This is a genomic window from Brevibacillus sp. M2.1A (assembly GCF_013284355.2).
In the GTDB taxonomy this organism is placed as follows: domain Bacteria; phylum Bacillota; class Bacilli; order Brevibacillales; family Brevibacillaceae; genus Brevibacillus.
In genome coordinates this window covers 775,001-797,968 of sequence record NZ_JABSUY020000001.1, presented here as the reverse complement: position 1 = coordinate 797,968, position 22,968 = coordinate 775,001, and the positions used below count along the sequence as shown (strand labels likewise).

Below are 22,968 nucleotides of genomic sequence, written 5' to 3'. Positions count from 1 at the left end.
AACAAAATGAAATGTACCACATAGCGCGATACTTTTCAAGTTGAATCCTAATCCAATTGTTGAACTTGTGTAAAGTCTAGCTCTACCGGTGTTTCGCGACCGAAGATGTCCACCAACACGCGAACCTTCTGCCTGTCCGGGTAAATCTCGATAATCTCCCCGGTGCGATTGGAAAACGGACCATCTGTGACGCGCACCATATCGCGGAGAGCAAAATCGACTTTGATCTTGGGAATTTCGATTCCCATTTGCTTGAGAATCGTATCGGCCTCTTCAGGACGCAGCGCTGTCGGTTTAGAGCCAGCACCCGTGGATCCGACAAAGCCGGTAACCCCAGGGGTGTTGCGCACGACATACCAAGAGTCGTCCGTCATCACCATTTCAACAAGGACGTATCCAGGAAACACTTTTTTCGTGACGGTGCGCTTTTTACCATCCTTGGTTTCCACCTCTTCTTCAGTGGGAACAAGAACGCGAAAGATCTTGTCTTCCATGCCCATCGACTCGAGTCGCTTCTCCAGATTTGCTTTTACCTTGTTTTCGTAACCTGAGTACGTATGAAGTACATACCATGCTTTTTCCATATCCAACAGGACGATAACCGTCCGTCCCTCCTAAGACTTGCATAATTACGTTCCTAGAATCAAATCGATCAAGCGCGAGATACCCAAATCAACGACGAAGAAGAATATTGCAAGGAGCACGACCGTAACGAGTACAACAAGCGTATAGGTTGTTAACTCTTTACGGTTGGGCCAACGGACTTTCTTTAGCTCGGACATTACGTCACTAAAAAAACCACCGGTACGGCGAAAACTGGCTCCGATTCGTGATAAAAAACCCACTTTGCCACCCCCTGACTTCGTCGCATCAACCATTACTTCGTCTCGCGATGAAGGGTTTGCTTCTTGTCACGGGAGCAATACTTTTTCAGTTCAACACGTTCAGTAGTGGTGCGCTTGTTCTTTGTGGAGATATAGTTACGCTCGCCACACTCGGTGCACGCCAACGTGATGTTTACTCGCATTTATTGCCACCTCCATCTCATTTCAAACCTGCTATTAGTTAAAAGTACCCCGATGATAAATAGTACGGGAAAACCGCTACTTTTTCCAGACCATTTCATTCACCTAAGTAACCATAGAACAGAGAGATAAGAGTCTATGGCTACCTAAATAAATTTATCATACCGAAATACCCATGTCAAACAAAATGACTTGACAAGAGATAGTCCTTTTGCTTCCAAAATAAAAAGAGAGATTCTCTACAGATGAATCTCTCTTCCTTCCAAATAGCGCTCTAGCTTGCGCTTTACTCGCTGCAATGCATTATCAATAGACTTGACGTGACGCTTCAGCTCGACGGCAATCTGCTGATAGGATCGTCCATCCAAATAGAGCATGAGAACCTGGCGCTCCAAGTCGCTCAAAATTTCACTCATCTTGCCCTCGATATCATCGAACTCTTCCCGATTGATAAACAATTCCTCTGGATCGGTCACTTTTGTTCCCGAGATCACATCGAGAAGTGTTCGGTCAGAATCTTCATCATAGATAGGCTTGTCCAGTGAAACGTAAGAATTGAGCGGGATGTGCTTTTGGCGTGTCGCTGTCTTGATCGCGGTAATGATCTGACGGGTAATACACAGCTCGGCAAATGCTTTGAACGACGTGAGCTTGTCTCCTCGGAAGTCGCGAATAGACTTGTACAGTCCGATCATCCCTTCCTGCACGATGTCTTCGCGGTCAGCCCCAATAAGAAAATAGGATCTCGCTTTGGCACGAACGAAGTTCTTGTATTTGTTGATCAAATACTCCAAAGCTTCGGCGTCATTATCGCGAACCAGGTCGACTACTTCTTCGTCGGTCATTAGTTCATATTGGGCATGTTTTAACTCCTTGAGGTCAACACTCACAAATGATCCCTCCGCCAACCGGTTTCTCCAATAGATAGCGCTATTATACATGATGCCGTAAAAAAGCGTCAACCGAATCCAAGTTATTCCCTTCTCCATTTTTCGAATATTTTCGCTATTTCATCATTCAGCGTAATCCGCGTGGAGAAACGTTCTTCTTGCGTTTTTTCGACTTGTTTCTTGATTTCCTTGCCTGCATTTTCCATATCGAGCAACAACTCCCGCGCTGATTTGCGCAAAGCCCCCTGCCCAAATATGACACGTTGAGAGGTATAGTCAGAAGTTGCTACATAAATTTGTCGATTTTTATTGTGAAATTGGGAGACTAACTGCTCAATTTTCTCGTCTGCCGTCTCCTTTTTCTTCGTAAAATAAACTTCAACCTGGAAGTCTTCCATTTGACGGCCAATGCCAGGAACGTTGTACGCATCGAAGACAATGATGACCTTCACACCAGTGTAGCTCTGGTACTCAGCCATTTTTGCGATTAATTGATCACGCGCCTCGTCCATCCGCTCTTGATCCTTCAGCAGGCGCAGATCGGGCCAGGCGCCGATGATATTGTATCCATCTACGATCAACAGCTGCTTGGCTTTTCGTTTCGCCATGTCATTTCACCCGCGTCGGAATTGGACTCCTGGAGCGATAGACTTCATACATCAACAAGGCAGCTGCTACAGAAGCATTGAGTGAGGTAACATTTCCCGCCATCGGAAGGCTGTACAGAAAATCACAGTTTTCCCGGACGAGACGACTCATGCCTTTTCCTTCACTACCAATGACAATCGCAAGCGGCATCGTATAATCACCCTCGCGGAAATCTTGTTTGGCACTCGCGTCTGTTCCCGCGATCCAAACACCGCGTTCTTTGAGCTCTTCCATGGTACGAACCAAATTCGTCACTCGCGCTACTGGCACGTAGTTGATCGCCCCAGCCGAAGCTTTTGCCACTGTTGCTGTAAGACTGACAGAACGCCGTTTCGGAATGATGACACCATGAGCCCCAACTGCATCGGCTGTCCGCATGATGGAGCCTAGGTTATGCGGATCTTCCAGCTCGTCCAACAGCAAAATGAACGGCGCTTCGTTTTTTTCCTCTGCCCGCTTCAAAATATCGTCTACTTCTACGTAATCGTAAGCAGCAACAGAAGCCACAACACCCTGATGGTTGTCCGTCGACACGAGCTGATCCAGCTTTTTGCGGTTCGCTGTCGTCACAATGACACCCTGTTCTTTTGCCAAGGCAAAGACAGGCCCCATCAGATTTTTATTCGTTCCCTCTGCAATCCAAATCTTATTGATCGTACGGCCAGATCGCAAAGCCTCGATGACGGGGTTTTTCCCCAGAATCCACTCTTCACTCATTTCATGATTCTCCTTCCACTATGGCAAAAGCCTGCTGCACAATTTCAGCGATCCGCTCTTCTTTTCCACTCAAGTACAGGTACCCGATCAATGCTTCAAAAGCCGTTGCATGACGGTAGTCGATAATATCGGCGTTTTTGGCACTGGAGCCGGATTTGGCATTCCGCCCCCGCTTCACTACATTCAATTCTTCCTCTGGCAATGTGGGCATTAACGTCAACAACACATTGGCCTGTGCTTTCGCTGAAACATAGCGGTTTGCCGCCTTGTGGAGCTGGTTTGGTTTAACCAGCCCCTTGGCGATCAAATGATACCTGACACAGTGCGAATAGGTAGCATCACCGAGGAAGGCAAGCACGAGTGGATTTGTCAGATTAGGATCTCGGGTCAGTTCTTCTTTTTGCATCTATTTTCTTCGGCCCCTTATTTTCGACGCCAGCGAACACCTTGTGGCGTGTCCTCCAGCACGATTCCTTTTGCTGCGAGCAGATCGCGGATTTCGTCAGAACGCGCAAAGTTTCTTGCTTTGCGAGCTTCTGTGCGCTCTTCGATTAACGCATCAATCTCACTATCCAACAGCTCCTGCCCTTCTGCAATTTCAAGACCAAGAACTTCCGTCAACTCCACCAACAAATCCATGTACGCACGAACTTCGGTTTCGCCTACATTTTGATGACGCAAATACAGGTTGGCTTCCTTCACGACGTCAAAAATAACGGTAATCGCATTCGCAGTATTAATATCATCATCCATCTCAGCAATGAAGCGCTCGCGAAGCTCTCCAATGATTCGTGCCTGCTCCTGTGCCTGATCATTCGGCTCTTCTGCGCGCACGGTATCCAGTCGATGGGACAGATTCGTATACGCCGTCTTGATTCTATCCAAACCATTGGCCGCTTGTTCGATCAACTCTTCGCTAAAATTGATCGGGTTGCGATAGTGTCCCTGAAGCATAAAGAAGCGAATTAATTGACCACCGAATTTTTCCGAAAGATCGCGTGCAAGCAAGAAATTCCCGAGAGATTTGGACATTTTTTCGTTATCGATATTGAGCATACCGTTGTGTAGCCAGTAGCGAGCAAAAACTTTACCCGTAAAGCACTCCGACTGGGCAATTTCGTTTTCGTGATGCGGGAACACAAGGTCTGTTCCGCCCGCATGGATATCGATTTCCTCACCCAAAAACTTCAGGGCCATTGCCGAGCACTCAATATGCCATCCCGGTCTTCCTTCGCCCCACGGACTATTCCAGGTAACTTCTCCAGTCTTAGCCGCTTTCCAAAGTACAAAGTCCAGGGGATGTTCCTTTTTCTCGTTGATTTCCACACGAGCACCTGCCTGCAAATCATCCAACGGTTGATGCGATAGCTTTCCGTATTCCTGAAAACGTCCTGTGCGGAAATAGACGTCACCTTCACTCTCATAGGCGAAGCCTTTTTCAATCAGTCCTTGCACGAATTCAATGATTTCTGGAATTGTCTGCATCACTCGCGGTTGAATATCCGGTGGTGATACGTTCAGTGATTTCAGATCAGCATTGTACGCATCTGTGTATCGATCCGCCACTTCTTTGACAGTGACACCCTCCTGATTCGCCACACGAATCAGTTTGTCATCTACGTCCGTAATATTTTGCACGAATGTCACTTCGTAGCCACGATATTTCAAGTAACGGCGCAATGTATCAAATACAATGGCAGGGCGCGCATTTCCAATGTGGATGTAATTGTACACGGTCGGGCCGCACACGTACATTTTTACCTTTCCTGGCTCCAATGTGTGAAACGGTTCCTTTCGCCGTGTCATCGTGTTAGTTAGCTGAATGCCCATCGTTCTTTTTATCCTCCCTCAAAAGCTCCAATTCTTTGCGTAATTGATCAATTTCCTTTTGCATCATACGAATCGTATCCGCTACCGGGTCTGGCATGTTTACATGGTCGAGATCGTTTTTGACCCGCTTGCCATCCTGAATGACGATGCGTCCCTTGATTCCTACTACGGTCGAGTTAGGCGGTACCTCCTGCAAGACAACAGCACCAGCCCCTATCTTTGAATTATCGCCAATTTTGAAGGAGCCCAACACTTTTGCTCCCGTCGCAATAATGACATCATTGCCGATCGTAGGGTGACGCTTCCCTTTTTCTTTACCTGTTCCCCCGAGTGTAACCCCTTGATAAATCGTTACATTGTCTCCGATTTCGCATGTTTCTCCGATCACAACACCCATGCCATGGTCAATGAACAGGCCGCGGCCAATAGTTGCGCCCGGGTGAATCTCAATTCCCGTGAAAAAACGGGATAGTTGAGAAACAATTCGGGCGAGTGTACACAGCTCAGCCTTCCAGAGCCTGTGGGCAATCCGGTGCCCCCATATCGCGTGCAAACCGGAATAGGTCATGACGACTTCCAACGTACTGCGCGCAGCCGGGTCTCGTTCAAAAACAGCATGAATGTCATCTCTCATCTGTGCTAACATTTTTGGGTGGCACCTCCTGCCTGATTTACCTGCCGAGTGTTCAACTTCCTCTAAAATAAAAAACGTCCCCATCCCCTCAAATACGAAGGGACAGAGACGGGTTTACCGTGGTTCCACTCTGCTTAGATCGTCTTGGCTGCAAAGACTTAACAAACAACTTTGAACGATCTCGCTCTTATCCCGATAACGGCGGGAAGCCGATGGCGCCTACTGACATCTTTTCAAAAAGATAGGTTCAGCTCATTGCTCACAGGGGCATTTCCATACAGGGCACATCAGATGGCTCTCACCTATCCATCCTCTCTGTAGATGTGCAGACTGTTGTACTTCTCCTGATCGTCGCATTCCATATTTATAAAAGAAAACCAGCCAATACTTACTGACCGTTTGCAATTACTTGCTGTGCGCGTGCAATCACCTTGTCGCGGCCGAGCAGATACAACGTCTCTGCCAAATCACGACCATGCGCCTGGCCAGTTGCTCCTACGCGAACCGGCATAAACAACGCCTTGCCTTTGTGACCCGTTTCCTTTTGCACGTCCTTGAGTACCGCTTTAATAACATCCACATTATATGCATCCTGGGCAGAAAGGTGTTTCACAAAGGAAGTCAGCACTTCCGGCAATTGCGGTTCTTTCAGCACCAGAGTTGCTTCTTCATCGTACACCACTTCGTCGAGGAAGAAAAGAGCTGCCAACGGAACGATTTGCGCACAGTAGGACATTTGTTCCTGGTACAGACCTACGATACTGCGAACCCATTCGCGCTTCTCGGCAGACAAATTCTCTTCGATGAAGCCAGCCTTTTGCAGATGCGGGATACACATGTCTGTGATCATATCCAGCGGTTGGCGCTTCAAATAGAAGTTGTTCATCCAGTTCATCTTCGTTGCATCAAAGACAGCTGGCGACTTGTTCACGCGGTCCATAGAGAACAGCTTGATCAGATCTTCCATTAAGAAAATCTCTTCTTCGCCACCTGGAGACCATCCCAAAAGAACAAGGAAGTTCACGATTGCTTCTGGCAAGAAGCCGAGGTCACGATACTGTTCAATGAACTGAAGAATGCTCTCGTCGCGCTTGGACATCTTTTTGCCGTCTTGGTTGAGGATCAGTGCCAAGTGAGCAAAGTCAGGCGCTTCCCACCCAAACGCTTCATAAATCATCAATTGACGAGGCGTGTTGGACAGATGCTCTTCTCCACGGATGACGTGGCTAATTTTCATCAAATAGTCGTCCACTACAACGGCGAAGTTGTATGTAGGAATCCCATCCGGACGGCAAATAACGAAATCGCCCATCTCGTTGGAGTTGAATGTTACCTGGCCACGAATCAGGTCGTTCACGACATACTCGCGATCATCCTGAACGAGGAAGTGAATGGATGGCACTCGGCCTTCTGCTTCGTACTGAGCACGCTGCTCGTCCGTTACATGGCGATGCTTTTCCAGAATACGTGGCGTTTCTCCACGCGCGAGCTGTTCTTCACGCTCTGCATCCAACTCTTCTTTTGTCGCGTAGCAGTAGTACGCTTTGCCTTCTGCCAGCAGTTGATCGATATATTTCCGATAAATGTCCAGGCGCTCTGTTTGACGGTACGGTCCATATGGTCCACCAACGTCTGTACCTTCTTCCCATGTTACGCCGAGCCATTTCAGGTTTTTCATTTGTTCTTCGTCCGCATTTTCCTTATTGCGCGTTTGGTCCGTATCTTCAATCCGAACGATGAATGAACCACCGTGATGTTTCGCAAAAAGATAATTGAAGAGCGCTGTTCGCGCACCGCCGATGTGTAAATGCCCCGTAGGACTCGGCGCATAACGAGTGCGAATTTCTTTCGCCATTGGTAGCACCATCCTTATGAATGTAAAAGGCTATAACCTTGACCTAAGTAAAAACGTATCTAAGGCTTTATGTTACACCTTGCCCCTCTACTTGACAAGCAAGCATACCGCCTGAGCAGCGATTCCTTCTCCTCTGCCTGTAAAACCGAGTTTCTCCGATGTCGTCGCCTTCACATTCACTTGCGAGAGATCGTCTGCCTCCAACACGCGGGCAATGACTGCACACATTTGCGGGATGTACGGCGCCATCTTCGGTGCTTGGGCAATGATCGTTGCATCCACGTTTCCTAAACGGTAACCGCGCTCCCGAACCAGCTTCCATACATGCTCCAGCAGCTTTACGCTATCGGCATCCTTGAAAGCCGGGTCTGTATCCGGGAAATGACGACCAATATCCCCCTCACCAATCGCACCAAGAATCGCGTCACTAATCGCATGGAGAAGAACGTCCGCGTCAGAATGCCCTAGCAAACCTTTTTCATACGGGATGGTGACGCCTCCGATAATGCATGGACGTCCCTCTACCAATTGATGCACGTCAAAACCTTGTCCAATACGCATGAGCTACTCTCCCTTTCGTTTCCGCAATATCTCTTCACCAAACCACAGATCGTCTGGCGTCGTAATCTTAATGTTCTCATAGTTTCCCTGCATAATCGATACCGGATGACCTAGCCACTCAACCAGCATCGCATCATCCGTACCCTGCTTCCCCGCTGCCTCAGCTGCCTGATGTGCCTCTCGCAATAAAGACATACGAAAAGCTTGTGGGGTTTGAACCGCCCACAAGCTTTCCCGTGCCGGAGTTGACTCTACGAGTCCATTTGCCCCCACCACTTTAATCGTATCTTTGACAGGTACTGCCATGATCGTTGCCTGATCTTGTTGCACCTGTTTGATCATGTCACTGATCTGTTTGCGAGTGACGAAAGGACGGGCAGCATCGTGAACCAGTACGTAATCGCAATTTGCGGATAGTGATGCCAAGCCGTTTCTCACACTGTCTTGTCGCTCTGCTCCACCCAGAGTAACCACGACCGCCAGCTTTTCAGCCGAGATCCAGGCCATAACTTCTGCGTGGTCTGCTTCACTCACCACCAGCACGACTTCATCAATGTCGGGATGAGTGGCAAAAAGACGTACCGTATGAGCCAAGATCGGCTCGCCCGCAAGCGGTAACCACAACTTGTTTCGTTGTCCACCCATTCGTTTACCCGAACCGGCTGCAACGATCACGACACCCGTGCTCACTGATTCATCCCTCTCCTGTTGGCTTTTCTATAATGCTCGTTCCAGTAACTTTGGTTTGGCGAAGATCATACGTCCTGCTGAAGTTTGCAGTACACTCGTTACGAGAACATCAACGTCGTTTCCGATGTATTCTCGTCCGCCCTCTACAACAATCATCGTGCCATCATCCAGATAAGCGACACCCTGACCGTGCTCTTTTCCATCCTTGATGACTTGAACGTTCATCTCTTCTCCAGGTAAAACTACAGGCTTGACTGCATTTGCCAAATCATTGATGTTCAATACCGCAACACCTTGCAGCTCACATACCTTATTCAGGTTAAAGTCGTTTGTTACGACCTTTCCGTTAATGAGCTTTGCGAGCTTGATCAGCTTGCTGTCCACCTCGGATACTTCTTCAAAATCGCCTTCCCAAATCTGAACCTTTACCTTCATTTCTTTTTGAATCTTGTTCAAGATATCCAGACCCCGACGACCGCGGTTTCTCTTCAGTACATCGGAGGAATCGGCGATATGCTGCAGCTCCTCTAACACAAATCCCGGAATGACCAGTACCCCTTCCAGAAAGCCGGTACGGCAAATATCTGCGATGCGTCCGTCAATGATGACACTGGTATCGAGAATTTTATTTTCCAAGTTAACGGCAGTTGTCGCACTTTCCTTTTTCCTGTCCTTGCGTCCAATCGAAAATACCGACATAATCTCGTCCCGCTTGCGAAATCCTACCTGGAAGCCCAAATAACCGAGCAACCCGGAAACAATTAACGGCAAAAGATCTCCTACAAATGGAATCGGAATTTTACTGATGGGCAGGAATAATAAGAATGCAACAATAAGACCACTAATCAACCCCATCGCTCCGAACATCACATCGACAACCGGCATTTTGACGAGTGCCTCTTCACCCCATCGAACGATGCGCAGAACATAATCCACAACCCAATTCGCTAAAAAGAAAAACAAGATGGCACCCAGTATAGCTCCAATATATTGCGATCCGGCTACTACACCAAAGTTTAACAATGGATCGAGCAACGAAAACAATTCGTCACCAAATCGATACCCCAATCCGCCACCAATCAAAACAAAAATGAATTTTCCTACTCGGCGTAACATGCCTTCACCTCCTTTTACTAATATAGACAGAAGCCTAAGAGTAAAACCCTATTTTTTTCCAAATCATTATAATGCTTCATTTTACTTTCCCTCACTATAGCAAAAAAGATTTTGCCATGTCAAATAGCCAAAAATTTTAACATAGTTGTCATTTTCTCGTCAACCCGGGAACACTCGTTTCCTTTGATGATAAATTGACAGGGAGCTGACTCCCTTCTTATAATGTCAGTATCGTAATGAGAGAAAATTATGACGATACCAACAGCCTAAAGCAGAGGTGAACCAGATGGACAATCGAAACATAGACGACTTTCAAACGCAAGTATCGGAGCTTTTGATCAGACATCGTAGCGTACTGGACGTCATGTCCAAAGTTCAGGAAACGGCATCCCGCATTAACCGTTCACTGACAAAAGCCATCACCGAATGCGGCTGTGTCGAAGTGGTTGCCAAAAAACAGACGTACGATTCGAACAAGAATCTGGAGGACAACAAGTCCCATTTGGACACCCACTTTAACGGACCGCTGTGCGAGCATTGTCGCGATGTAGTTACTGCTGAGCTTGGCAAAAACATCTTCTACCTCACTGCTTTGTGCAATATTACTGACATTAAGCTAGAAGATGTGCTTCAGAAAGAATCCAACCGCCTGAATACTTTGGGTGTCTTCAATCTGTCTTAAAAGTCCGTTACTCGTATTACGAATGAACCCTAAAAAAAGTTGCATACAAAAAAGAAAAACCCGCACATTGAAGTGTGGGTTTTTTTAGGTCGTAACTATTCAAACGGAACGGTTTCTTCCTCTTTGTTTTTACGCTTGCGTAATTTTTTGACGAGAAAGTCAACGTTTTTTTTTATTCCGTACAGTGCATAAAAAGCAAGTGGCAGGAAAACGATTTTTGGAAATTGCTGCGGGTACTTAATCGCTACAACAACCACAATCGCGATGATAATGGGTGTGATCCAGTAAGCAGACTTTGGAATCCCCACTTTTTTAAAGTTAGGATACTTGACCTTTGATACCATCAAAAAGGCAAGCAACAACATACTTACGGCAAGCAATACCGGAGTGAATACCTGGTGATAGAGTGCGAGCGTAGCCAGTACGCCCCCCGCTGCCGTAATCGGCAAGCCGATGAAATACCCCGGAACCCCGGCCTGTACGTTAAAACGCGCCAAACGTAGCGCACCGCAGATCGGAAAAATGGCTGTAATGAGAATCCCAAGCAAATCAAAGTGTTGCAAGACGACAACATACATGATGAACGCTGGCGCAATCCCAAATGTAATAACGTCAGAAAGGGAATCCAATTCCTTCCCGAACTCACTTTGGGCATTCAACATACGAGCTACACGTCCATCCAGCCCGTCTGCCAGCATACCAATGATCACTGTGATCGCTGCATATTCGACGTATTGATCGCCTCGAAACGCAAGAATAATTGCTAAAACTCCCAGAAACAAATTGCTTACGGTTAGTATGTTCGGTAACGATTTCACGAACATAGACTACCTCCTGATTTCTTTTGCGTAAGGAGCAGGTTATCCTGTTGACCTTGTTTTTATCCAAGTCCCTTAGGCAAATGCTGAATACAAATAATGCCTTTATCCTATTCTACTTTAAATGTGCCTGTCAATGAACACTTGTTCTTGAATCCGTTTCAGTCCCTCTTTAATCGCTCTCGCTCGAACCTCGCCAATGCCTTCCACTTCGTCTAATTCCTGAATCGTTGCCATCATGATTCGAGGCAGATGATGAAAATGTTCTACCAGATTCGAGATGATCGTAACGGGCAGACGCCTGATCTTGTACAGGATCCGATAACCTCTAGGGGAAACCGATTCATCCAGCATACTGGCATTGGAGGAATACCCCAGCGTTCGCAAAAAAGAGGTGAGCTCCAGCATTTCCTCCGAGTTTAATTTTTTCATGTCCCGCAGCACAAGATCAGGTGAATAGGATGCATCTCGGGAATAATCCCGGATAAGCATATGAGCCTCTTCCTCAATGTTTGAAACCAGTTCCTCCAACTGCATACTGACGAGCCTTCCTTCTACTCCTAGCTCGCATATGTACTTGGAGACCTCTGTCTTAATACGTAACACCATCTCAATCCGTTGCAAAACCGAGGCAACTTCGTGCAAAGTAACGAGCTCCTCGAATTCTAACGCACCGAGATTCGTCAAAGTTTGATCAAGCACGGCCTTGTATTTCTCAAGGGTAGATACAGCTTGATTCGCCTTGGCCAAAATGACACTAATTTCGCTTAAAACATACCGGAAATTCCCCTGGTATAGCGTGATTACATTGCGACGCTGGGAGATAGCAATGACCAGATGATTCGTTTGAATGGCCGTGCGTTGTGCTGTACGATGCCGTGTCCCCGTCTCGCTCGTGGGGATTGAGGAGGGCGGGAAGATTTGCGTATTTGCGTACAGGATGCGTTTTGCGTCTTCACTTACTATAATCGCCCCATCCATCTTCGCTAATTCATACAAATGGGCAGGAGAAAAATCACAATTGATGGAAAAACCGCCATCGACAATCGACTTCATCTCCGGACCGCACCCAATAACGATCAAACCCCCGGTTTTGGCCCGTAAAACATTTTCCAACCCTTCACGAAGCTGTGTACCGGGTGCCACGAGACGAAGCACATCACCGATTTGCGGAATTCTTTTGATGTTCCCCTGCATGCCCACTCCTACCTCCTTATCACCTCGTTCAACGCATCGGCAATATTGCTCACACCAATTACTTGAATATCTGCTGGGGCATCCAGACCGCGGATGTTTTTCTCTGGTATGATGACACGCTTAAAGCCCAATTTATGTGCTTCTCGTACTCGTTGCTCAATACGAGAGACACCGCGCACCTCACCAGTCAAGCCAATTTCTCCGATAACAACATCATGCGGATTGGTAGCGTGGTCACGGAAGCTGCTTGCAATGCTTACGGCAATCGCCAAATCAACTGCTGGCTCATCCAGTCTGACCCCACCTGCTACGTTTACATATGCATCCTGATTTTGCAGCATCATGCCCATGCGCTTTTCCAACACTGCCATAATCATCGCCACACGCTGATGGTCGACCCCTGTTGCCGTTCTCCGTGGGGTTACAAAGCTGGTCGGGGCAACGAGAGCTTGCAGCTCAACCAAAACGGGACGTGTGCCCTCCATACTGGCTACGACCGTGGAACCCGCAACGCCAAATGGACGCTCTGCCAAAAATATCTCAGATGGATTCGCCACTTCCTCCAAGCCGCGATCCTTCATTTCGAAAATACCGATTTCGTTTGTCGAACCAAAACGGTTTTTGACGGCGCGCAAAATTCGAAACGTATTATGGCGCTCCCCTTCAAAATAGAGAACAGCATCCACCATGTGCTCAAGCATACGCGGACCAGCGATAGAACCTTCCTTGGTTACGTGACCGACAATGAAGGTACCGATCCCTTTTCCTTTTGCAATTCGCATCAATTGAGCAGTAGCCTCGCGCACTTGTGCGACGCTCCCCGCAGCCGATTGGATCGTCGGGTGAAACACGGTCTGGATCGAGTCAATAATCAGCACATCCGGGTCTACTTGATTAATATGCTGTTCGATCAAATCCAAATCATTTTCTGCCAATACAAACATCGGCGGCGTTTGCAAATGAAGTCGATCCGCGCGAATTTTGATTTGTTTTGCCGACTCCTCTCCCGATACATAGAGAACCTTCGCCCCTTGATGAGCCAAGGCAAAAGAAGTCTGCAAAAGCAATGTCGACTTTCCGATTCCGGGATCTCCCCCCACCAAAATGAGTGAACCCGGAACAAGCCCTCCACCTAGAACACGATTCAATTCTCCTATCGTCGTATCCATCCGTGGCTCTTCTTCACTGGCTACCTGGGTTAATGGAATCGCAGATTGGCGCTGGCCTCCGCTCAGCCCTTCGTGACGATGGGCATTTTTTACCGTCACTTCCTCTACCAACGTGTTCCAGCTGCTGCATCCTGGACATTTCCCCATCCATTTTGGCGATTCATAGCCACATTCTTGACACGCGTATTTCGTTTTATACTTTGACATAATCGCACCCTCACTTGGATTTCTTTCTCTACTTTTATCATAATTACGCACCCAAAAAAAGAATACCTCCTGAATCAGGAGGCATTCTATTACGTTTCAACAGCTTACGATTTCGTTTTTTCGAGGCGCTTGACAACCAGCTTGCCTTCTTCGGCTTCGATATTGACGGTATCGCCTTTACTGATCGTACCCTTGAGCAATTCCTCAGACAAATTATCCTCGATGTGGCGCTGGATAGCACGACGCAGAGGACGTGCACCATAGGCCGGATCAAAGCCTTCTTTTGCCAGTACTTTCTTGGCTTCTTCGGTCAATTGGAAATCAATGTCTTGCTCTTTCAAACGTTTACGCAGCTCTTCTGTCATGAGCGATACGATTTGCTCGATGTGCTCTTGCTCCAAAGAGTGGAACACGATTACTTCATCGATACGGTTCAGGAACTCAGGACGGAAGCTCTTCTTCAGCTCATCCATGACTTTGTCCTTCATGTCCTGATACTTTCTTTCCGAATCGTTGGTCGTGAAGCCAAGCGTTGTATTTTTCTTGATCATGCTGGCTCCGACGTTGGAAGTCATGATGACAACCGTGTTGCGGAAATCGACGGTACGCCCCTTGGAGTCTGTCAGACGGCCATCATCCAATACTTGCAAGAGGATGTTGAATACGTCTGGGTGAGCTTTCTCGATTTCGTCCAGCAAAATGACGGAGTAAGGCTTGCGACGAACTTTTTCGGTTAGCTGGCCGCCTTCGTCAAAGCCTACGTAGCCAGGAGGGGCACCTACCAAGCGAGCGGTGGAATGCTTCTCCATGTACTCAGACATATCCACACGGATCATGGCATCCTCGTCACCGAAAAGTGTCTCCGCCACAGCACGAGCCAATTCAGTTTTACCCACACCGGTAGGTCCCAGGAAGATAAACGAGCCGATCGGGCGTTTTGGGTCTTTCAAGCCAGCACGGGCACGGCGGATCGCACGCGAGATGGATTTGACTGCTTCATCTTGGCCAATGACACGATCGTGCAAAATCTCTTCCATCTTCAGCAAGCGCTCTGTTTCTTCTTCCTTCAGCTTCAACACAGGAATACCCGTCCAGCTCGCCACTACTTGCGCGATGTCTTCTGGCGTAACCTCCATGTTCAGCTGGCCTTGGCGCTCTTTCCAGTCTTTTTTCGTTTTATCCAGCTCTTCACGCAGTTTTTGCTCCTGATCGCGAAGGGCTGCTGCTTCCTCGAACTCTTGTGATTGTACGGCAGCGTCTTTTTCCTTGCGTACCTCTTCCAAACGTCCCTCCAGCTCTTTGAGGTTGGGTGGAACCGTAAAGGATTGCAAGCGAACTTTGGATGCCGCCTCGTCAACCAAGTCGATGGCCTTGTCAGGCAGGAAGCGTTCCGTAATATAGCGGTCAGACAGTTTTACTGCCTGCTCAATTGCTTCATCGGTAATTTTGACGCGATGGTGGGCTTCGTAACGATCACGTAGGCCATGCAGGATACGAATAGCATCCTCCGCTGTCGGTTCATCAACCTGAATCGGTTGGAAACGACGCTCCAGTGCTGCGTCTTTTTCGATGTACTTGCGATATTCATCCAGCGTAGTAGCACCTACGCACTGTAGCTCGCCACGTGCCAGAGCAGGCTTCAAAATGTTGGAGGCATCAATTGCGCCTTCTGCTCCACCGGCACCAATCAAGGTGTGCAGCTCATCAATAAACAGGATGATGTTTCCTGCTTGGCGAATTTCGTCCATGATTTTTTTCAGACGATCCTCGAACTCACCGCGATATTTGGTTCCCGCAACAACAGTTCCCATATCGAGGGTCATGACGCGCTTATCACGAAGGGTCTCCGGAATTTCGTTGTTCACGATTTTTTGGGCAAGACCTTCTGCGATAGCTGTTTTCCCGACGCCAGGCTCCCCAATCAAAACAGGGTTGTTCTTGGTGCGTCTGCTAAGTACTTGGATCACACGCTCGATTTCTTTTTGGCGACCGATGACTGGGTCCAGCCCGCCATCACGAGCAATTGCAGTCAGATCCCGAGCCAAGCCGTCCAGTGTCGGCGTATTCGCAGCTGGATTCCCTCCAGACGGTTGATGAGATGCCATCATTTCCGAGCTGCCAAGCAGCTGAAGCACCTGTTGACGTGCCTTGTTCAGGCTAACGCCCAAATTGTTCATGATTCTTGCAGCAATGCCTTCTCCTTCACGGATCAAGCCAAGCAGAATATGTTCAGTCCCCACATAGGTATGACCCAGTTTGCGGGCTTCGTCCATCGACAGTTCAATGACCTTTTTGGCGCGAGGTGTATAGTTTGGTGTGTAATTGCTACCGGACTGCTCTGTTCCTCGCCCGATTAACGACTCCACTTCACTCTGGATTTTATCGAGGCCAAGCCCAAGTGATTGCAGTGCCTTTGCAGCAATCCCTTCGCCTTCTCGAATGAGTCCCAGCAGCACATGCTCTGTCCCAATATCTTTGTGCCCGAGACGAACCGCCTCTTCCAGGGCAAGCGCCAGTACTTTTTGTGCTCGTTCTGTAAAACGTCCAAACATCATATCGTACACCTCCGTATAACCGTGTTTTTTCTCTATATGGTTAACAATTGCGTGATACCATTACTCTTGCGATTCTACTACGCGCAGACGCTCGCGGATCAACCTTGCCCTTCTTTCGTCGCGTTGGTCCGGAGTGAGCTTTTGACCAGCGTGGTGTTGTAAAAACCCTGGCTGTGTCGTGACCAACAGTTCGTTTAGGACCAGCGGAGACACGTTTGGAATGATGCCAAGATCAATCCCCAGACGGACATCGGACAGGCGCTGAGCCGCTTCTTTGGACTCTACCGTGCGAGCATACATCAAGATGCCAAACGACCGAAAAATCCGATCCTCCAAAGAAACCCGTGTATGCTCCAGCAAGTACGTACGTGCCACACGCTCTTGCTCAATAATCTGTCTGGCTACACCGTAGAGATTGGAAAGGATATCGGACTCAGACATCCCCAGTGTGACCTGATTGGATAACTGAAAAAGATTCCCTAGAGCTTCGCTGCCCTCTCCGTAAATTCCTCTAACGACCAGACCAACTTGATTAATCGCCTGTAAAATTCTGCTGATCTGCTGCGTCATAACCAGAGCGGGCAAGTGCAGCATCACGGATGCACGAATTCCCGTACCCACATTGGTTGGGCAACTTGTAAGATATCCACGTGTTTCGTCGAACGCGTAGTTCAAGTTTTTCTCAAAAATGTCGTCTATCTTCGTACCTATTTCCCATGCCTCGTTCAAACGAAACCCGGGTAATAGTACCTGTATTCGAATGTGATCTTCTTCATTAACCATAATGCTGACAGACTCATCTTCCCGAAGTAATACGGCACCTTTGCGAGATTCCTCTGCCAGATGGGGGCTAATTAGATGCTTTTCTACGAGCACGCGTTTTTCTAACGGGTTAATTTGATCCATATGGATGACCTGGAGCTGATGCCGTTTGCGCATTGCCTCCGAATCGCTTACTTCCGTTACCTTTCTGACGACTTCCTCGCCCTGCGAGTCCGTTGCCAATAACGGAAAGGGGTGCTGGCGCAGGTTACGGGCGATACGCAGCCGTGTACTAATGACAATGTCGGAATCAGGACCTTCTCCTTTCATCCAATTGCTCCACGGGTTTTGCATAAACTGCTTTTGGGACATAACCAGCTAACCTCCCTTGCTACGATTGGGCCATTTTTTGTTCCAATGCTCGAATTCGATCACGCATTTCTGCTGCCTTCTCGAACTCTTCACTGGCGACATGACTTTGCAGCGCTTGCTTTAGTTGCTCCAGCTCTTTACGGATCTTCAGTTTGCCACCGGTGCGCTCTGGTACTTTTCCACTATGCTGTGTGTTTCCATGAATCCGGCGGAAAAGTGGGTCCAGCCGATCTCCCAAAAAGGTGTAGCAATCACTACAGCCAAATCGGCCACTTTTACTAAATTGAGCATATGTGAGTCCACATGTTTCGCATTGAAGCGGCTTATTCGTTGCCGTTTCGCGTCCATTCTTTTGCATGGGATCAAATTTTAAAAGTCCTGACAGGAGATTGTTGATGCTGAAGTTGTGAAAGCCGGTAAAGACGTCCCCTTTTTCATGAGCACACTGCTCGCAAATATGGTATTCGGTTTTTTCGCCATTGACGATTTTCGTCAAATGAAGTGTCGCCGGTCGTTTTCCGCATTCCTCACAGTTCATATCATCATACCTCCTTTTACTTCAACAAGATTGCTGCGATCATCTGCTTTAAAATATTTGCCCGCAAACGATCCCGCAATTCAGCTTCTAAGGTCAATACGTTTCTCGAGGTAGCGATTTTCATCAAGGTGGCTTCTCTGATGTTGACTAATCCTTCCTCAAATAGTCTTTCTACGATCGCATTTCCCACGCTTTGACTGATGCTCTCACCAATCAGTTCTTCTGTTAGCAATTCTTGCAAGCGTGCTTTGCTGACAATCTGCACCTTGCGTATGCGAATATACCCGCCGCCCCCGCGCTTACTCTCTACGATGTAGCCTTTTTGAACGGTAAAGCGCGTATTGATGACGTAATTGATCTGAGACGGCACACATTGAAAATGGTCGGCAAGCTCACTACGCTGAATCTCGATCGATCCATTGGGACTGTTTGTAATGATGCTTTTCAAGTGATGTTCAATGATGTCCGAGATGTTACGCAAGTCATCGCCTCCTATTCCTCTGTGTATGTTCTTATGAGGTACCTATTGACTTTGACTATCTTTGACTTTAATTATAATGGGTTTAGTGCGTGCCCGCAAGTGTCCCTTACACATTCTAGTGTGGGCAAAAGAGGGTCGCTTGAAACTTGGACATGATCAACAAAAAAACCACTCCCTGAGGAATGGTTTATGCCTGTTTTTACGTATTGGTGTCGATTGCTGGCAAATGATTTAGTAGCTGTGAGAAGCTGGTAATGATGATATCTGCCCCATCAAGCTCGCCTGGTTTGGCAAAGCCAAAGTCGCATCCAATGGTAAATAAACCGTTTGTTTTGCCTGCTTCCACATCGGAGTGACGATCTCCTACCATGATGGCTTGCCCAATTTTGTAATCAGACAACAATTTTGCAACCAGATCATTTTTGGAATGCGTACGGAAACGGCCAGCGGAGTACAGGTCGGTCATCAGCGGCTTTAACTCGTATTCCTGACAAATGGCATCGATATATTCTTCCTGCCCATTGCTTGCTACAAACAATGCAAATCCTTTTTCATGCAGCTTTTCTAAGGTTGATTTTACATCCGGGTATAGCTCAGTCACTCGTTCTTTGAGTAACTGGATTTCATTGTCTAGCAAAAAGGCGTCTGCTGAGTGAATGGCTTCCTCACTCGCGCCCGGTAGCAATTTGTCCCAGATCTGCTCGATCGTCATTCCCAGTACATTGATCAGTTCACTTTCGTCAGGGGTTTCTCCTTGCCATAGCCCTTTTTGACGAAGCTGGTCAAACGTTCGGATAAATGCCGGGGTCGACAGCTTTTCAGTTTGCAGTAACGTGCCATCCATATCAAATAATATCGCGAATGGTACAGTCATGGGTTCCTCCATTTTGTCTGGCTAGGCAGCTATTCTATTTTCCCTGGCAACATATTCATATCATCCATGATAAACTCAGTAATTCGTTGTGCAGCATCTGGCTTTGAGATTTTCTGTCCCATTCTGCGCATATATTCCACCTTGGACGGGCTATGCAATAGTTCATCGATAAAGTAAATCAACTGCTCGGATAGATTCGCGTGCACTGCGCATCCATTATTGAGCAAAAAGTGGCTGTTCCTCTCTTCCTGTCCAGGCAGAGGGTTGTAAACAATCATGGGTACCCGTTTACTCATTACTTCAGCTGATGTAAGTCCGCCTGATTTGGTGACAATTAAATCAGCAGTCTCCAAGTATTCGTGGAAGTTATTGATGAATTTTAGCGGAACGACTTCATGGCGATACGTACGATTTGTCACTTTATTGTACAGCTTGTCGTTTGTCCCTGTTAACACAAAGGTTTTCAGAGGAATGTTAATCTCTTCTAACCCATCTAATACCTTTTCCATCGAGCCGAGACCCAATCCGCCCCCCGAAAGAATAATGCTCTTTTGTCCAGGAGCGAGGCCCAGCTTTTGCCGAATCAAATCGGCGTCCAATGGCAAGCTGAATTTTTTCATGATGGGAATGCCCATCGGAATGAATTTTTGATGATCCTGTCGATAAACGTCTAACAGGTAATACAGTTGCTCATGGCCGATGAAGTAATAGTTGATATGATGATTAATCCATGAAGGATGGATGGTATAGTCGGTAATAATTGTATAGATTGGTTCCTTCCAGTCATTTCTTCCTTTCAGTACGGAGAGCATACAGCTTGCAAATGGATGCGTAGCAATAAAGGCATCAGGCTGTACACTGTTGATCAGCTTTTTTAGTTTGTTTGCTAATAACTTATTCATCAGCACATTCATATCGAAGAAACGGGTTTTTTCTGTATTATGATAAATTCTGCCCCACATCTTGGGTGACAGCCTTAACAGATTCATATAGCTTTCCAGCAAAATCTTGTGAAAGGTGGGGCTAATATATTCCAGCGTATCGATGATCATTGATGTGCAACCACTCTCAGCCAAGCTTTCTTGCATAGCCCGCGCTGCCTGGTTGTGTCCGTTACCGATGGAAGCGGAAAAGATTAGAATTTTTTTCATGAACGATTCTCCTTCATAACCTCGCCTACTCCAACGCTTGGATCAGGTACCTTCTCATGTTAGTCTACCCCAAGACCCGTCTGCAAGAGGGAACTTGTCGGTCATTCGGCCTAACTTATCGACAAAATAATCGCGAGTTTGACTTTTTGCTGTAAAAACGAAAAACCTCCTTACCCATTCTGGGGTAAAGAGGTTGGATTCATTCCCTGAAAACTGAATACGCATGATTGCTAAGTGTGTGGATAAGTCCTCGACCGATTAGTATTCGTCAGCTCCACGCGTTACCGCGCTTCCACACCGAACCTATCAACCTCATCGTCTATGAGGGGTCTTACGAGCTTGCGCTGTGGGAAGTCTCATCTTGGAGGGGGCTTCACGCTTAGATGCTTTCAGCGCTTATCCCGTCCGCACATAGCTACCCAGCTGTGCCACTGGCGTGACAACTGGTGCACCAGCGGTGCGTCCATCCCGGTCCTCTCGTACTAAGGACAGCTCTCCTCAAACTTCCTACGCCCGCGACAGATAGGGACCGAACTGTCTCACGACGTTCTGAACCCAGCTCGCGTACCGCTTTAATGGGCGAACAGCCCAACCCTTGGGACCTACTTCAGCCCCAGGATGCGATGAGCCGACATCGAGGTGCCAAACCTCCCCGTCGATGTGGACTCTTGGGGGAGATAAGCCTGTTATCCCCAGGGTAGCTTTTATCCGTTGAGCGATACTCTTCCATGCGGAACCACCGGATCACTAAGCCCGACTTTCGTCCCTGCTCGACTTGTAGGTCTCGCAGTCAAGCTCCCTTCTGCCTTTACACTCTACGAATGATTTCCGACCATTCTGAGGGAACCTTTGGGCGCCTCCGTTACCTTTTAGGAGGCGACCGCCCCAGTCAAACTGCCCACCTGGCATGGTCCTCTCGCCCGATAAGGGCGACGAGTTAGAAACTCCGTACATCAAGGGTGGTATCCCACCGACAGCTCCACAGAGGCTGGCGCCCCTGCTTCTCAGCTTCCCACCTATCCTGTACATGATGCACAAAGTTCCAATACCAGGCTACAGTAAAGCTCCATGGGGTCTTTCCGTCTTGTCGCGGGTAACCTGCATCTTCACAGGTATTATGATTTCACCGGGTCTCTTGCCGAGACAGCGCCCAAGTCGTTACGCCTTTCGTGCGGGTCGGAACTTACCCGACAAGGAATTTCGCTACCTTAGGACCGTTATAGTTACGGGCCGCCGTTTACTGGGGCTTCGGTTCAAAGCTTCGCTTGCGCTAACTCATCCCCTTAACCTTCCAGCACCGGGCAGGCGTCAGCCCCTATACTTCGCCTTGCGGCTTCGCAGAGACCTGTGTTTTTGCTAAACAGTCGCTTGGGCTTTTCACTGGCCCCTCGGGCTATTAACCCTACCGAGGCGCCCCTTCTCCCGAAGTTACGTACCATTTTGCCGAGTTCCTTAGCAAGAGTTATCCCGCGCACCTTAGATTCTCTCCTCGCCTACCTGTGTCGGTTTGCGGTACGGGCACCTTGTTCCTCGCTAGACGCTTTTCTTGGCAGTGTGAAATCAGGGACTTCGGTACTAAAATTTCCCTCGCCATCACAGCTCATGCTTCACGGTGTGCGGATTTGCCTACACACCACACTCACTGCTTGGACCATCCAGTATACCGCTCACCCTATCCTCCTGCGTCACGCCATTGCTCAAGCGGAACAGAGGTGGTACAGGAATATCAACCTGTTGTCCATCGCCTACGCCTTTTACTCAGCTTAGGTCCCGACTAACCCTGGGAGGACGAGCCTTCCCCAGGAAACCTTAGGCTTTCGGTGGACAAGATTCTCACTTGTCTTTTCGCTACTTACACCGGCATTCTCACTTCCAAGCGCTCCACCGCTCTTTCCAGTACGGCTTCACTGCTGCTTGGAACGCTCCCCTACCCAGTCCGTAAGGACTGCCATAGCTTCGGTGATACGTTTAGCCCCGTTACATTTTCCGCGCAGAGTCACTCGACCAGTGAGCTATTACGCACTCTTTAAATGGTGGCTGCTTCTAAGCCAACATCCTGGTTGTCTGGGCAACTCCACATCGTTTCCCACTTAACGTATACTTGGGGACCTTAGCTGATGGTCTGGGCTGTTTCCCTTTTGACGATGGATCTTAGCACTCACTCACCGTCTGACTCCCGGACATAAGTCATTGGCA

Annotated in this window: 23 protein-coding genes, 1 rRNA gene and 1 other annotated feature (1 of these 25 running past the window's edge); of the genes, 1 reads left to right on the top strand and 23 read right to left on the bottom strand. The window is 48.0% G+C overall.

Annotated features, from left to right (window positions below; all coding sequences use genetic code 11):
• Positions 1–47: 47 nt before the first annotated feature.
• The 13 genes from nusG to HP567_RS03815 form a co-directional block, all read right to left on the bottom strand.
• Positions 48–584, bottom strand: coding sequence for a transcription termination/antitermination protein NusG (nusG, locus tag HP567_RS03875; protein ID WP_173612344.1), 537 nt, complete (start codon positions 582–584; stop codon positions 48–50).
• A gap of 45 nt (positions 585–629) precedes the next feature.
• A complete protein-coding gene (secE, locus tag HP567_RS03870) occupies positions 630–878 on the bottom strand; it encodes a preprotein translocase subunit SecE (protein ID WP_012683970.1) in 249 nt (82 codons plus the stop codon).
• On the bottom strand, positions 878–1,027 hold the full coding sequence (rpmG, locus tag HP567_RS03865) for a 50S ribosomal protein L33 (RefSeq protein WP_003392018.1): 150 nt from the start codon (positions 1,025–1,027) through the stop codon (positions 878–880). The genes secE and rpmG overlap by 1 nt, the downstream gene beginning before the upstream one ends.
• 237 nt (positions 1,028–1,264) lie before the next feature.
• Positions 1,265–1,915: an RNA polymerase sporulation sigma factor SigH gene (gene sigH, locus HP567_RS03860; protein ID WP_005828894.1), complete on the bottom strand. Its 651-nt coding sequence runs from the start codon at positions 1,913–1,915 to the stop codon at positions 1,265–1,267.
• 83 nt (positions 1,916–1,998) lie between these two features.
• Positions 1,999–2,523, bottom strand: a complete 525-nt coding sequence (locus HP567_RS03855) for an NYN domain-containing protein (protein ID WP_047074734.1) — start codon at positions 2,521–2,523, stop codon at positions 1,999–2,001.
• Between the two features lies 1 nt (position 2,524).
• Positions 2,525–3,280, bottom strand: a complete 756-nt coding sequence (gene rlmB, locus HP567_RS03850; RefSeq protein ID WP_173612321.1) for a 23S rRNA (guanosine(2251)-2'-O)-methyltransferase RlmB — start codon at positions 3,278–3,280, stop codon at positions 2,525–2,527.
• A 1-nt stretch (position 3,281) separates the two neighbouring features.
• Positions 3,282–3,686: a Mini-ribonuclease 3 gene (locus HP567_RS03845; protein WP_007716204.1), complete on the bottom strand. Its 405-nt coding sequence runs from the start codon at positions 3,684–3,686 to the stop codon at positions 3,282–3,284.
• 17 nt (positions 3,687–3,703) lie between these two features.
• Entirely contained in the window at positions 3,704–5,110 is a 1,407-nt protein-coding gene (gene cysS / locus HP567_RS03840) for a cysteine--tRNA ligase (RefSeq protein ID WP_173612320.1), read from the bottom strand.
• Positions 5,091–5,756 carry a serine O-acetyltransferase gene (gene cysE, locus HP567_RS03835; RefSeq protein WP_064202937.1) on the bottom strand — a complete coding sequence of 222 codons (666 nt, stop codon included), beginning with the start codon at positions 5,754–5,756 and terminating at the stop codon, positions 5,091–5,093. Before cysE ends, cysS begins: the two co-directional genes overlap by 20 nt.
• 89 nt (positions 5,757–5,845) lie before the next feature.
• Positions 5,846–6,105: a binding site (T-box leader), on the bottom strand.
• Between the two features lie 27 nt (positions 6,106–6,132).
• A complete protein-coding gene (gene gltX, locus HP567_RS03830; RefSeq protein ID WP_173612319.1) occupies positions 6,133–7,599 on the bottom strand; it encodes a glutamate--tRNA ligase in 1,467 nt (488 codons plus the stop codon).
• Between the two features lie 87 nt (positions 7,600–7,686).
• Positions 7,687–8,160: a 2-C-methyl-D-erythritol 2,4-cyclodiphosphate synthase gene (gene ispF / locus HP567_RS03825; RefSeq protein WP_173612318.1), complete on the bottom strand. Its 474-nt coding sequence runs from the start codon at positions 8,158–8,160 to the stop codon at positions 7,687–7,689.
• 3 nt (positions 8,161–8,163) lie between these two features.
• Positions 8,164–8,850 carry a 2-C-methyl-D-erythritol 4-phosphate cytidylyltransferase gene (gene ispD / locus HP567_RS03820; protein ID WP_173612317.1) on the bottom strand — a complete coding sequence of 229 codons (687 nt, stop codon included), beginning with the start codon at positions 8,848–8,850 and terminating at the stop codon, positions 8,164–8,166.
• Between the two features lie 27 nt (positions 8,851–8,877).
• A complete protein-coding gene (locus HP567_RS03815) occupies positions 8,878–9,966 on the bottom strand; it encodes a PIN/TRAM domain-containing protein (protein ID WP_173612316.1) in 1,089 nt (362 codons plus the stop codon).
• Positions 9,967–10,252: 286 nt separating this feature from the next.
• On the opposite strand from HP567_RS03815, the gene HP567_RS03810 reads away from it, so the two are divergent.
• Entirely contained in the window at positions 10,253–10,648 is a 396-nt protein-coding gene (locus HP567_RS03810; protein WP_173612315.1) for a DUF1573 domain-containing protein, read from the top strand.
• A gap of 95 nt (positions 10,649–10,743) precedes the next feature.
• Here the strand turns inward: HP567_RS03810 and pssA are convergent, their stop codons facing one another.
• The 10 genes from pssA to HP567_RS03760 all read right to left on the bottom strand — a co-directional run.
• A complete protein-coding gene (gene pssA, locus HP567_RS03805; RefSeq protein ID WP_173612314.1) occupies positions 10,744–11,472 on the bottom strand; it encodes a CDP-diacylglycerol--serine O-phosphatidyltransferase in 729 nt (242 codons plus the stop codon).
• 114 nt (positions 11,473–11,586) lie between these two features.
• Positions 11,587–12,663, bottom strand: a complete 1,077-nt coding sequence (gene disA / locus HP567_RS03800) for a DNA integrity scanning diadenylate cyclase DisA (RefSeq protein ID WP_173612313.1) — start codon at positions 12,661–12,663, stop codon at positions 11,587–11,589.
• A gap of 8 nt (positions 12,664–12,671) precedes the next feature.
• A complete protein-coding gene (gene radA, locus HP567_RS03795; protein WP_088910268.1) occupies positions 12,672–14,039 on the bottom strand; it encodes a DNA repair protein RadA in 1,368 nt (455 codons plus the stop codon).
• A gap of 104 nt (positions 14,040–14,143) precedes the next feature.
• A complete protein-coding gene (locus tag HP567_RS03790) occupies positions 14,144–16,594 on the bottom strand; it encodes an ATP-dependent Clp protease ATP-binding subunit (RefSeq protein WP_016742864.1) in 2,451 nt (816 codons plus the stop codon).
• Between the two features lie 60 nt (positions 16,595–16,654).
• The gene (locus tag HP567_RS03785) at positions 16,655–17,728 is read right to left on the bottom strand and encodes a protein arginine kinase (RefSeq protein WP_173612312.1); all 1,074 of its coding nucleotides are present in this window, start codon (positions 17,726–17,728) and stop codon (positions 16,655–16,657) included.
• A 19-nt stretch (positions 17,729–17,747) separates the two neighbouring features.
• The gene (locus HP567_RS03780; RefSeq protein ID WP_012683955.1) at positions 17,748–18,266 is read right to left on the bottom strand and encodes a UvrB/UvrC motif-containing protein; all 519 of its coding nucleotides are present in this window, start codon (positions 18,264–18,266) and stop codon (positions 17,748–17,750) included.
• Positions 18,267–18,282: 16 nt separating this feature from the next.
• Entirely contained in the window at positions 18,283–18,747 is a 465-nt protein-coding gene (locus tag HP567_RS03775) for a CtsR family transcriptional regulator (RefSeq protein WP_048035636.1), read from the bottom strand.
• 199 nt (positions 18,748–18,946) lie between these two features.
• Positions 18,947–19,621 (bottom strand): HAD hydrolase-like protein, encoded by a 675-nt coding sequence (locus tag HP567_RS03770; RefSeq protein WP_173612311.1) that lies wholly within the window; start codon positions 19,619–19,621, stop codon positions 18,947–18,949.
• A gap of 29 nt (positions 19,622–19,650) precedes the next feature.
• Complete coding sequence (locus tag HP567_RS03765; protein WP_173612310.1) at positions 19,651–20,772, bottom strand: MGDG synthase family glycosyltransferase; 1,122 nt, start codon at positions 20,770–20,772, stop codon at positions 19,651–19,653.
• Between the two features lie 238 nt (positions 20,773–21,010).
• Positions 21,011–22,968 (bottom strand): 23S ribosomal RNA (locus HP567_RS03760) (it continues 960 nt past the right edge of the window).